Raw genomic sequence first — 12,050 nt, forward strand, 5'->3', positions numbered from 1 at the left:
CTCAACCGCCTCCTACAAATTGGACTAATTCTATTTTGTCACCTTCAAAAATTTGAGTTTTTTCATGTGCATTTTTATCTAAAATCGTGTCATTATGTTCCACAATGATGACAGGGTTGTTTATGTTAAAATGATCAATAACTCCTTTAATTGTACGCACCGAATCAGGTACAGTTACAACCTCCCCGTTTACTCGCAGATTCACTTGCTCACCTCCTCTACACTACGTTGTTTTATTTAAAAAGGGGCTTCTATTTCCTCTCCCTCAAGAAGTTTGGCCATATTTAACCCGGTAATAGGTGCAAGAAGTATTCCATTCCGGTAGTGACCTGTAGCAATCGATAATCCCTCAAACAGCGGGTGTCTTCCCATGTATGGTGTTTTATCAGCTGTTTGCGGCCGAATCCCAGCCCAAGATTTTTCCCACTGTGCACAGGTTAATTCCGGAATCAGTTTGATAGCGCGCTGCATAAGCTGAACGAGGCCCTCTAAATGAACCGATTCATCAAATGTATTTGCTTCTTCGGTCGCTCCAATAACTAGCCTTCCATCTGGTTTTGGCACAATATAACAACCTTTTGAGAATATCGTTCGTATAACCGGGCTCTTTTTAACCCGGACGGAAAAACATTCTCCTTTTACTGGATACGTGTTCAACTTTATCCCTAATTGACTTAGTAATTGTTCACTCCACGCCCCCCCTGTTATAACTGTTTCATCGGCAAATATTTTGCCTATCATCGTTTGAACGCCTATGATTCTATTTGTTTCTTTAATAAAACCACAAACCTCCGTATGTTCCATCATTTCTGCTCCCAGACCTATAGCAGCATGAGCTAATGCTCTAGATAGATTTGGTGGGGAAACATTTCCATCGTTTGGGATATACATAGCCCCTTTTATATACTCAGAAAGGGAAGGTTCCCACTCTCTTAATTCGTTTGGAGCTATCCAAGATGCACTTTCACCTAGCTTTTTCTGAATGGATATGATGGATGCTAGTGAAGCAGCTTCTGCATCCGTTTTCGCTATTTTAAATATCCCATTTTGTACGAGTTGAATATCTATTCCTGTCAATTCTTTTAATTCCTCTGCAAGTTTTGGAAACATTCCCCTGCTTTTTCTAGCTAAGCGGAATAATGGGCTATCTTTTTCCAATTCTGATTGCGCACCCAGCATTCCCGCTGCAGCACTTGATGCTTTGCTGGCTAGCTTATTTTTCTCCAGCAGCAGCACGTTTCTTCCTCGCTTACTTAATTGGTAAGCAATGGAACTCCCAATAACTCCGCCTCCAACGACAATCACATCATAATGTTTTTTCATCATTCACTTCGCCTTCTCTAAACTTTTTCTATATGCTAATGTAGCTTGTATAGGATTCTTTGCGAGTAAAACCCCTGATAGAACTGCAATCCCTCTAGCACCTGCTTTAATTACTTCTCCCGTATTTTCAGGAGTAATACCACCAATAGCTATGACTGGCACCTTGACGGTACTTGTAATTTCTTGTAATTTTTCAAGTCCTCTAGGAGGTATACCAGGTTTTGATTGTGTATTAAAAATATGACCATAAAACAAGTAATTTGCACCTTTTTCCTCCGCTAATATTGCTTGCTCCACTGAATGAGTTGAACAACCAATTTGCAATGATGGAAACGCTCCTTTTACCAAAGCAATATCTGCGCTATGATGTGTGAGCTGCACACCAATTGTTTGCATGATGTATGCAATATCAATACGGTCATTAATAATGATCTTTTCTTGCGGAACTCCTTTATCTATTAATGTTTGGACAACATTCACTATTTCCTTTGCAGACCAATTTTTTTCACGTATATGGACCCTATCAACATATTCATGAATCGTTTGTAGAATGCCAGTAAAAGTTTCAGCAGATTGTTGTCCTGTTGAGATAAGATGTAATTGTTTAGTGAATGGAATCACCTCCCGTTCTGGAATCGTAAACTTTTGTCTTATCAACGGAAATGACTTTTATATAAACAAAAAACCACTTCCGTTACGCACAGCGCATAAGGAAGTGGTTTCAGATTTTTAACATAACAAATAATTACACATACTAAACATATGTATAACATTCGATGTAATCCTCAACACGTTACTTCCCTACGCTGGCTTCAACCAGATCAGGTTCAAAGAGTCCCAAAGTAATCACTTTGATCTCAGCCTTTTTAAAAGGCACCCCCAGTGTTTATACTCAATATCTAGTTTTAATTTTTAATGTCTACTATTAGTCTAACATGTTTTAATTATGTGTCAATTACAAACGTTTTCGCTTTATATTAGGAAATTTCTATTGACAGGATAATTGTTACGCTTTATTCTACTATTGTAAACCTTATTTTTTTAAAGTTAACAATAGAAGGAGGTGTAATGCTTATTTACACAAGCGAAAAATACTTCAGCATCAGGATGAGAGCTTCAAAATATGCATCCTCAGAGCAAGATGAAAAACATATTTCCGGAGGCGAAGCTCTGTGTACATACGATAAAATAAAAGATACGGTAAATACACTGTTGGATAAAGCCTTATCTCATTCAAGGGGAGATCCTGATTTTATGCAGATACAATTTGATGTATTAAATGATCCCATTAAAAAAATCAATCCTTTATTCGTCTCTAATAATTCAGTGAATTCGGATAAAACAGGAAGGGAATTGGCATTAAAGTTTCTCGTTCAATCTGGGGTTTCAGAAAAAGCTATTGCAAAGGGATATCAACATTTAATAGATCAATCTGAATTAAGAGGAGCCATTTTAATTGATTACCAATCAGGTGAACGGGTTGATAACTCAAACGAACGTGGAATACGTGTATCTAGGATGGACTGGTTGCAATCAGATTTTGAAAGATGGGCTGCATTTTATAACCTCCCAACAAATCCAAGACTAAAAGAAGCACTCGTTCTTGCTACGAAAGTGAATGATCACCCTTTAGCCATTGCAGAATTATGTTGGTCAGATGATCCCGGCTATATAACTGGTTACGTAGCCAGTAAAAGATTAGGTTATCAGCGAATTACGAAAATGAAGTCTCCTGGTGATGAGCAAGGATGCAGAATTTTCTTTATTGATGGAACAAAATATACAAATTCTTATATTCATTACTTGCAAAAGCAACCAATTTTAATTTCTTGGAGGGATAAATAATGACAAAAACATTACTGGAAAAAAGTAAGGAACATTTATGGTTACCTTTTACGCAAATGAAAGATTATGAAAAGGATCCCCTCATTATTGAGAGTGGAAATGGAGTTAAATTAAAGGATATCGATGGGAAAGAATATTATGATGGTTTTTCATCTGTCTGGCTTAATGTTCATGGTCACCGTAAAAAAGAATTAGATGATGCAATAAAAAAGCAATTAAATAAAATTGCGCATTCCACATTGCTTGGGATGACAAATGTACCTGCAACAGAACTAGCTGAGAAATTAATTGAGATTACTCCAGAACAATTAACACGCGTATTTTATTCAGACAGCGGTGCAGAAGCTATTGAAATTGCACTTAAAATGGCATACCAATATTGGAAAAATGAAGGATACCAAAAGAAAAGAAAGTTTATATCAATGAACAATGGCTATCACGGTGACACCATAGGTGCTGTAAGTGTAGGGTCAGTAGAGCTTTTCCACCAAGTATACGGTCCTTTAATGTTTGATAGTTTTAAAGCACCTATCCCAAATGTATATCGGTCCAACAGTGAAAATCCAGACCAATGCCGCGATGAATGTTTAAATATTCTCGAGCAATTACTTATTGAAAATTATCAAGATATAGCAGGATTAACAATTGAGGCCATGGTTCAAGGAGCCGCAGGTATGATTGTTATGCCTGATGGATTTTTATCGGGGGTGAGAGAGCTTTGTACAAAGTACGATGTACTTATGATCGTGGATGAAGTTGCGACTGGCTTTGGCCGTACCGGTAAAATGTTTGCTTGTGAACATGAGGGAATCCAGCCTGATCTAATGACAGTCGGTAAGGGAATTACAGGAGGTTATTTACCAATATCTGCAACATTTACAACAGAGGATATATATAACGCTTTTTACGATGATTATGAAAAGCTAAAAACACTTTTCCATGGACATTCTTATACCGGAAATCAACTTGGGTGTGCAGTAGCGATTGAAAATTTGCGGTTATTTGAATCAGAAAAAATCATCGATCGTGTAAACGAAAAAGCAGAAGAAGTGAAAACATTACTGTATGACCTAGAACTACTTCCCCATGTAGGTGAAATAAGACAACTTGGATTAATATGTGGGATAGAATTAGTTAAAAACAAAAAAACAAAGGAACCGTTCCCTTTCAATAGTCGAGTAGGATATCATGTTTCACTAAAAATGAGGGAATTAGGAATGATAACAAGACCGATGGGAGATGTCATCGTTTTTATGCCGCCATTTGCAAGCAGTAGTGATGAATTAACTGAAATGGTGAAAATCATGAAGAACGCGATTGTTGAAGTAACACAAGGAGCAGCTACAATTGACGCTTGATCAATGGCTCACCCAACGTCTCGAAAAGACAAAAAATGCTGGTTTATATCGACAGTTGCGAATCATGCATCATGGACCTCGCCCTCAAATGCTGGTAAACCAAAAAGATGTGCTTGTGTTCTCATCAAACAATTACTTAGGAATGGCTAATAAAAAAGAATTAATTGATGCTGCCAAAATCGCTTTAATTGAATTTGGAGTAGGAAGTAGTGGTTCACAATTAACAACAGGTCATTCGTATTGGCATCACAAGCTCGAAAATCGTATCACTACATTTAAGAAAACAGAATCTACGCTTCTTTTCTCAAGTGGTTATTTAGCGAACATCGGTGTCTTATCAACCGTTCCTGAAGAAGGCGATATTATTTTAAGTGATCAGCTGAACCATGCCAGTATTATTGATGGATGCCGTTTATCAAAAGCTGACACAGTGATTTATAAACATGTTGACATGATGGATCTTGAAAATAAATTGAAAAGGACATCTAACTATAAAAGACGATTTATTATCACAGATGGTGTATTTAGCATGGACGGGAACATAGCACCATTAGATAAAATTGTTGCATTAGCAAATCGTTATGACACCTTTGTCATTGTAGATGATGCACATGCGACAGGAGTCCTTGGTAAAAATGGACGGGGAACCAATGAATATTTTGACGTTGAACCTGATATCGTCATTGGTACCATGAGTAAAGCAATAGGAACGGAAGGTGGCTTTGTTACAGGTTCAAAAACATCCATCGATTTTTTACTAAACCACGCAAGGAGTTTTATTTTTCAAACGGCAATTGCCCCTGTCATTTGTGCAGCATCCTATACAGCAATAAATAGGATAGAAGAAGATAAAAAACAACGCTCCCTTTTGCTAAAAAAAATAAAGACGGTAAAAACAACACTTACAGAAATGGGATATGAAGTAAGAGGGGGAGAAACACCTATTATACCGGTATTGATTGGGAGTGCCGAAAAAGCAGTGCTATTTGCTGATAAACTTTATGAAAGAGGCATTTATGCCCCTGCTATTCGCCCGCCAAGTGTACCATATGGACAAAGTAGAATCCGACTAACGATCACGACAGAACATACGGAAGAAAACATCAAAAAGTTGTTACTATCATTTAAAGAAATAGGAAAAGAGTTGAATATCATATGAAAGGATTTTTCATAACAGGTACTGATACGGATGTCGGAAAAACATTAATTTCATCTGGTCTTGCAGCTATATTCAAGGAAAAAAATATGGATATAGGTGTATACAAACCCTTGTTAAGTGGTGCTTCGCGGTATCATCCTAATAGTGACACAAGTCTTCTTAAGGAAATGGCACAGACCAAACTGTCGAATGCATCGATCACGCCCTTTCAATTTAAAGAGCCATTAGCGCCCTATGTAGCTGCTAAGTTAGAAGGACGAAGCATTTATTTAGAGGATGTCGTAGCACACTGGAAAAAGATCCAAAAAAAGCATGATTATTTCATAGTTGAAGGTGCCGGTGGTATATCTGTACCATTGGGTGAAGATTTTTTAGTCAGCCATTTAATTCAAGAATTACAACTTCCAATCATAATCGTTGCCCGTTCAGACCTTGGTACTTTCAATCATACATTTTTAACAGTACAATACGCTAAAGAAATGAAACTGAACATTGCTGGCATCATCATAAATGGAATAGACGATCCACCTAATCTCGCTGAAAAAACAAATCCAAATTTAATCGAATCTTTTTGTAAAGTACCAATCCTGGGTATTTTACCAAAAATGCAAGTAGTTGATGCACAAGATTTTAAACAAATTATAAAAGACAATATTGACACCGCTTCACTTATTCATCAAATGCAACAGAACGGATGATTGAAAATTATTTAAATCAATGAATGGAGGATTTTCATGTCAAGCCCCAATCATTTAACGAGGGAAGATCTAATTTCTTTCCCTCTAAATACGCATCAATTTATCAACAATCCTTATCCGACCTACAGCCATATACAGTCCATACATCCGGTGTATTGGAACGCTAAACGAAAATACCGCGGATGGTTTATAACCGGCTACAACGAAGCAAAAACAGCTCTAAAGGATAGCCGGTTAGAGAACCGAATTCCTTTACCTGTAATGACAAAGAAATACCAACATCTAAGAAAGCTACTGACAAATATGTTACTCTATAAAAATCAAATGGACCATATCAGGATTCGCAAAATAGTCAGCAAAGCTTTTTCTCCAAGGAGGATTAGTTATTATCAACCTTATATAAAGAATACCGTTCATGAACTACTAGAAGACTGCACAAAACAAAGGAAAAAAACGATTGATATCATTTCTGATTTTGCATTTCCATTAACTAGTCTTGTGATCGCTAAACTATTAGGCATACCCGAAAAAGAAAGACACCATTTTAGAAAATGGGCTATTCAATTAGTTAAAACGATTGATTTATCCCGGTCAAAGGTAGATATACAAAAGGGAGAATATCTCATTGAAAGATTAATGAAGTACTTTCAACATCTTATTCATGAAAAAACGAATAACCCTGAGCATGACTTAATCAGTTTATTGATAAAGGATGAACAACTAACAGAAGAGGAATTGATTGCAACCTGTATTCTACTCGTTATTGCTGGTCATGAAACAACCGTTAATTTAATCTGTAATAGCATTTATTCATTGCTAAAACACCCTGATCAATTGTTAAAATTGCAAGAAAATCCAAATTTGATTGACACAGCCATCGAAGAATTTTTACGTTACGAGAGCCCTACACAATTAACTGCTCGTATAGCCTCTGAAGATATGGAATTAGGTGGAAAATCTATAAAAAGTGGGGAACATATATACATATTATTAGGGGCCGCTAATCGAGATCCTAATACATTTTATCTTCCTGACACACTTGATATAACAAGAAAACCTAACCCTCATCTTTCCTTTGGCCATGGTGCCCACTTCTGTATTGGGGCTTCACTTGCCCGGATGGAGGCAAAAATAGCACTTCTTGCACTAATACAACAAAAGCCTAACATAAAACTACAATCCGATAATATACAATGGCGAAGGCTTATTGGTTTCAGAGCATTAGCGAAGCTTCCGGTTATTGTTGATTAATTGAAAGTTCATTACAAACGATACAAGTTAAGTTTATAGCTTAACTTGTATCGTCTTCCAATGATAAGAATTGCTATTATTTGAAAACAATAAAGCTGCTGCCTATCCATTTTCAATCTGTCTATCAATTTTATTTTTTTGCACTTTTACCTGTGTAGTCAGCAATACACCAATAATTACGGCTAATGTACCAATTAAATGCATGATTGTTATCTCCTCATCTAACCATAGAAATGCACCGGTCATAGTAACAATCGGTAAAAAGTTCAGAAACACAGAAGCTCGGGATGGACTTAACAAATCAACAGCGCGGTTATAGAACAGCAAAGCAATAAAAGATGGAAACACTCCTAAATAAACAAGACCCATTATCTTCGCAATAGTAAGGAAGGGTAATCCAGCTATAAACCATTCCAAAAGGACAACAGGTAGTAATATAATGACAGAAATGCCTGTCATCATAAGCAAAACTCCATAATGAGGAAACAGATGCATATATTTTTTAACCATGATCGAATAAATCGCCCATGCAATAACCGCTCCGATCATAATTCCGTCGCCAACATTCCAATCAATGGATGTCAGATGGAATACCTGACCATTCATAATCACCCACAATGATCCGAAAAAGGACAACAAAATCCCAATCCAATGGACAAAATATAATTTGTCTTTAAGTAAAATGACGCTTAATATCACTGTTGCAACCGGAATGGATGACTCTAATACGGATACCTTCGTCGCTGTCGTGAAGCTTAAAGCTCCATATATAAAAGTGTTAAATAGCGTGATGCCTGTTAAGGTCATTAACAGAAAAGGTTTTTTGTATGTTAAAAATGTTGACCGATATGTCCATGCCTCACGAATTCCAAACGGGATCATTATGATAAACGCAATTAACAACCGAAAGAATGCAATGGTAAGCGGCGGCAAATCGTTCATTGCTTTACCAACAAGAATATTTCCTGCATAAAATAGTACAACGAAAATCATGAATATGTAGGGATACAAATAAAAACCCCCTATCCCAAAAGCAATAAATAAAGGCCCTAACCAAAAATGCTAGGAGCCAATATCTTTTGCTTTTATATTCTACTTATTATTTAACAGAAGATTCCTTCGGCAATTCTACTACCCAATCAAATGGATCTTCTAATTTTCCTAGTTGAATTCCTGTTAACGTTTCATATAGTTTTTTAGATATTTCACCTGTTTTCCCTTCATTGACAACCATTTCTTCCCCTTCCCAGTTAAGTTCGCCGATTGGTGAAATAACTGCTGCAGTTCCTGTTCCAAAAGCTTCTTCTAATTGACCATTATGATGTGCTTCTTGAACTTCCTTCATGGAAATTTTGCGTTCTTTAACAAGCATACCCCAATGTTTTAATACTTGAATGATGGAGTTTCGAGTTACTCCTTCTAAAATACTTCCGTTTAAAGCTGGTGTCACAATTTCGCCATTTATCTTAAAAAAGATATTCATACTGCCAACTTCTTCTACAAATTTCTTTTCCACTCCATCTAACCATAATACTTGAGAAAATCCTTTTTGATCAGCTTCTTCCTGTGCTTTTAAACTTGCAGCATAGTTTCCTGCTGTTTTTGCTGTTCCTGTTCCACCAGCAACTGCACGAATATATTCATTTTCCACAAGAATTTTCACAGGATTAATTCCCTCTTTATAATACGCTCCCACAGGAGATAAAATAATCATAAAACGATACTTTTTAGATGGGGAAACACTAAGATTGGATTCTGTAGAAATCATAAATGGACGGATATATAGTGATGTTCCTTCTGCATTAGGAATCCAGTCTTTATCAATTGTAATTAACTTCTTCAACGCTTCTAATGCCAATGCTTCGTCTACTTTTGGCATACTCAATCGATTACTTGATTTATTTAGTCTTTCCATATTTTTCTCTGGACGGAATAATCTGATAGACCCGTCTTGGCCCATATATGCTTTTAAACCTTCAAAAACAGTTTGACCATAATGAAAAATCATCGCAGATGGATCAAGTGTGATCGGTTCATAAGGTACAATTCTTTTGTCATGCCACCCTTTTCCCTCAGTATAATCAGCAACAAACATATGATCTGTAAATTGCTTTCCAAATACTAATTGATCAGCTGCTGGCTTTTGTTTTTTGGTCGTTGCCAAATCGATTTTAATATTTTGTTCTTTCATCGGTGAAGCCCCCTAATTAAAATTCACTCTGATTTTCCGTACTAAATCCTATCTTTTTATCAGCTAATAGGAGATGAAGTGATATAAAATAATTTAAATTTTAATATTAATTATACAATAATTTTTAAAATATATCTATTATATTGAAACTTTAAATAATAAAATGCAAATGACTGTATATTAACTGTTCCATTCATTCTTTTTTAATTTACCATTTTATTAATGTAACTGTATTGGTTCTAAAAATTCAATACTCACGATATGATAATACCATTGTGAAAGGTGGAGATTATATTGAAAAACTTAAACATCCTTTTAATTGGCGGGGATGCCAGATATCTTGAAGTCATTGATACATTGGCCGCAGATGGGGCAAATATATACTTAATTGGCTATGAATCAGCCTCCTTTGATACTCCTAATATATTTCATACGAAATGCGAGAATTTAGACCTTCATACAATCGATGCCATCTTACTACCTGTGTCTGGAACAGATGCATCGGGAAAAATAAAGACCTCTTTCTCTGACGAATCTATCTATTTAACAGAGGATATGGTCACTCAAACGCCTAAACACTGCATTATATGTACAGGAATATCTAATAGCTTTTTGGATAAAATAACAAGAAGCAGCAACCGGAGATTAGTACGCTTATTTGCCCGTGATGACCTAGCTATTTATAATTCAATTCCTACTGCCGAAGGGGCGTTAAGTATAGCGATGGAGCATACTGATTACACGATTCACGGATCATCTGTAATGATTCTTGGTTTTGGAAGAGTGGGAATAACCGTTGCACGCATGTTTTCCGCTGTTGGAGCCAATGTTTCTGTTTGTGTAAGAAAATCAGCAGATATCGCTCGCATGAAGGTGATGGGGTTAAAGCCGGTGTGCATGAAAGATTTAAACCAAAAAATTGGTAATGTTGATATTTGCATTAATACAATTCCCCATCTAGTTATCAATTCAACTGTTCTTTCAAGTATGCAACAGTCAGCACTCATCATTGATCTTGCCTCCTCACCAGGTGGAGTCGATTTTGACTTTGCCAAAAAACATGATATTCAAACAATACACGGACTTGGTTTACCAGGAAAAGTTGCTCCTAAAACAGCCGGCAAGGTAATTGCAGAAGTTTTTACGGATGTGCTAGCATTTAACAATAATTAAAAAGAGACTGTTTGTCATAAGGGATGGTTCCTTATGACAACAGCCTCTTTTTTTATTCTTATTCTTTATCCTTATCTTGTTTACGTTCCAAAATCTTATCAATCAAGCCATAGTCTACCGCTTGTGCTGCAGACTTAAAGTTATCGCGTTCTGTATCGCGTTCAACAACTTCTAGCGGCTGACCAGTACGTTCAGAGAGAATTTTATTCATCTTTTCTTTCATTTGAATAATGCGGCGTGCGTGAATTTCAATATCAGTCGCCTGTCCTTGTGTTCCGCCTAATGGCTGGTGAATCATTACCTCACTGTTTGGAAGTGCATAACGTTTTCCTTTCTCTCCGGCAGCTAATAGGAAAGCACCCATTGATGCGGCCATTCCAGTACAAATGGTTGATACATCTGATTTTATAAATTGCATTGTATCATAGATGGCCATTCCAGCTGTAATGGACCCGCCCGGTGAGTTGATATAGATAGAAATGTCTTTCTCAGGATCCTCTGCCTCTAGGAAAAGTAATTGTGCTACAATTGAATTTGCAACATTATCATCAATTGCACTGCCAAGCATAATAATTCGGTCTTTTAACAAACGTGAGTAAATATCATATGCTCGTTCGCCACGGTTGGTTTGTTCAATAACTGTTGGTATTAAAACCATGTTTATTTTCCTCCCTTATCGTTCAACTTCATTCACGATGTTGTGAATATATTTTAATAATAACTAATAGGTCAGGAAAGGTCAAACAAAAACATCTATTATTTCGATGCTATCTATTTATGACCTTTTGATGTTTCAAACATACTTTATAGGTTTCCCAATTTATAGTCATTTAAACCTTAAAATGGATACTTATTATACAGTTTGACAAAGATCTAAAATATCCTTCTTTTTCAATGAAACAGGTTAATTACATTACATATAATAAAACTCTTGTGTATATGGATAGAAAACGTTATAATATCTAATGTGTCTAATATGTGCCCGTAGCTCAGCAGGATAGAGCAATGGTTTCCGGTACCATGTGTCGGGGGTTCGAATCCTCTCGGGCGCG

Annotated in this window: 12 protein-coding genes, 1 tRNA gene and 1 riboswitch; of the genes, 7 read left to right on the plus strand and 6 right to left on the minus strand. The window is 36.4% G+C overall.

Features of this window, described 5'->3' with window-relative positions; translation table 11 throughout:
* Nucleotide 1: 1 nt before the first annotated feature.
* Genes thiS through tenI form a run of 3 tightly spaced genes read right to left on the minus strand, consistent with a single transcriptional unit; the run spans nt 2 to nt 1,980 of the window.
* Nucleotides 2-205: a sulfur carrier protein ThiS gene (gene thiS, locus GZ63_RS0113655; RefSeq protein WP_029270471.1), complete on the minus strand. Its 204-nt coding sequence runs from the start codon at nt 203-205 to the stop codon at nt 2-4.
* 32 nt (nt 206-237) lie between these two features.
* Nucleotides 238-1,326 carry a glycine oxidase ThiO gene (gene thiO / locus GZ63_RS0113660; protein WP_156947738.1) on the minus strand — a complete coding sequence of 363 codons (1,089 nt, stop codon included), beginning with the start codon at nt 1,324-1,326 and terminating at the stop codon, nt 238-240.
* Nucleotides 1,327-1,980, minus strand: coding sequence for a thiazole tautomerase TenI (gene tenI, locus GZ63_RS0113665; protein WP_226374426.1), 654 nt, complete (start codon nt 1,978-1,980; stop codon nt 1,327-1,329). It abuts the gene before it with no gap.
* 124 nt (nt 1,981-2,104) lie between these two features.
* Nucleotides 2,105-2,214: riboswitch (TPP riboswitch) on the minus strand.
* Nucleotides 2,215-2,391: 177 nt separating this feature from the next.
* Here tenI and bioW point away from each other — a divergent pair.
* The 5 genes from bioW to GZ63_RS0113690 are packed head-to-tail and all read left to right on the plus strand — an operon-like array spanning nt 2,392 to nt 7,634.
* Complete coding sequence (gene bioW, locus GZ63_RS0113670; protein ID WP_029270476.1) at nt 2,392-3,168, plus strand: 6-carboxyhexanoate--CoA ligase; 777 nt, start codon at nt 2,392-2,394, stop codon at nt 3,166-3,168.
* Nucleotides 3,168-4,526: an adenosylmethionine--8-amino-7-oxononanoate transaminase gene (gene bioA / locus GZ63_RS0113675; RefSeq protein WP_029270478.1), complete on the plus strand. Its 1,359-nt coding sequence runs from the start codon at nt 3,168-3,170 to the stop codon at nt 4,524-4,526. The genes bioW and bioA overlap by 1 nt, the downstream gene beginning before the upstream one ends.
* Nucleotides 4,516-5,685: an 8-amino-7-oxononanoate synthase gene (gene bioF, locus GZ63_RS0113680; protein WP_029270480.1), complete on the plus strand. Its 1,170-nt coding sequence runs from the start codon at nt 4,516-4,518 to the stop codon at nt 5,683-5,685. The genes bioA and bioF overlap by 11 nt, the downstream gene beginning before the upstream one ends.
* A complete protein-coding gene (gene bioD, locus GZ63_RS0113685; RefSeq protein ID WP_029270482.1) occupies nt 5,682-6,383 on the plus strand; it encodes a dethiobiotin synthase in 702 nt (233 codons plus the stop codon). The genes bioF and bioD overlap by 4 nt, the downstream gene beginning before the upstream one ends.
* A 36-nt stretch (nt 6,384-6,419) precedes the next feature.
* The gene (locus tag GZ63_RS0113690) at nt 6,420-7,634 is read left to right on the plus strand and encodes a cytochrome P450 (protein ID WP_051681503.1); all 1,215 of its coding nucleotides are present in this window, start codon (nt 6,420-6,422) and stop codon (nt 7,632-7,634) included.
* A 102-nt stretch (nt 7,635-7,736) separates the two neighbouring features.
* Here GZ63_RS0113690 and GZ63_RS0113695 read toward each other — a convergent pair whose 3' ends face one another.
* Nucleotides 7,737-8,645, minus strand: a complete 909-nt coding sequence (locus tag GZ63_RS0113695) for a DMT family transporter (protein ID WP_226374428.1) — start codon at nt 8,643-8,645, stop codon at nt 7,737-7,739.
* 88 nt (nt 8,646-8,733) lie between these two features.
* Nucleotides 8,734-9,825 carry a branched-chain amino acid aminotransferase gene (locus GZ63_RS0113700; RefSeq protein ID WP_029270488.1) on the minus strand — a complete coding sequence of 364 codons (1,092 nt, stop codon included), beginning with the start codon at nt 9,823-9,825 and terminating at the stop codon, nt 8,734-8,736.
* A gap of 294 nt (nt 9,826-10,119) precedes the next feature.
* On the opposite strand from GZ63_RS0113700, the gene dpaA reads away from it, so the two are divergent.
* Entirely contained in the window at nt 10,120-10,998 is an 879-nt protein-coding gene (gene dpaA, locus GZ63_RS0113705) for a dipicolinic acid synthetase subunit A (RefSeq protein ID WP_318842390.1), read from the plus strand.
* Between the two features lie 58 nt (nt 10,999-11,056).
* Here the strand turns inward: dpaA and clpP are convergent, their stop codons facing one another.
* Nucleotides 11,057-11,656 carry an ATP-dependent Clp endopeptidase proteolytic subunit ClpP gene (gene clpP / locus GZ63_RS0113710; protein ID WP_029270492.1) on the minus strand — a complete coding sequence of 200 codons (600 nt, stop codon included), beginning with the start codon at nt 11,654-11,656 and terminating at the stop codon, nt 11,057-11,059.
* Nucleotides 11,657-11,976: 320 nt separating this feature from the next.
* Between clpP and GZ63_RS0113715 the strand changes: the two genes are divergently transcribed.
* A tRNA-Arg gene (locus GZ63_RS0113715) sits at nt 11,977-12,050 on the plus strand.

This window comes from Virgibacillus alimentarius, assembly GCF_000709085.1.
GTDB classification, from domain to species: Bacteria; Bacillota; Bacilli; order Bacillales; family Amphibacillaceae; genus Virgibacillus_B; species Virgibacillus_B alimentarius.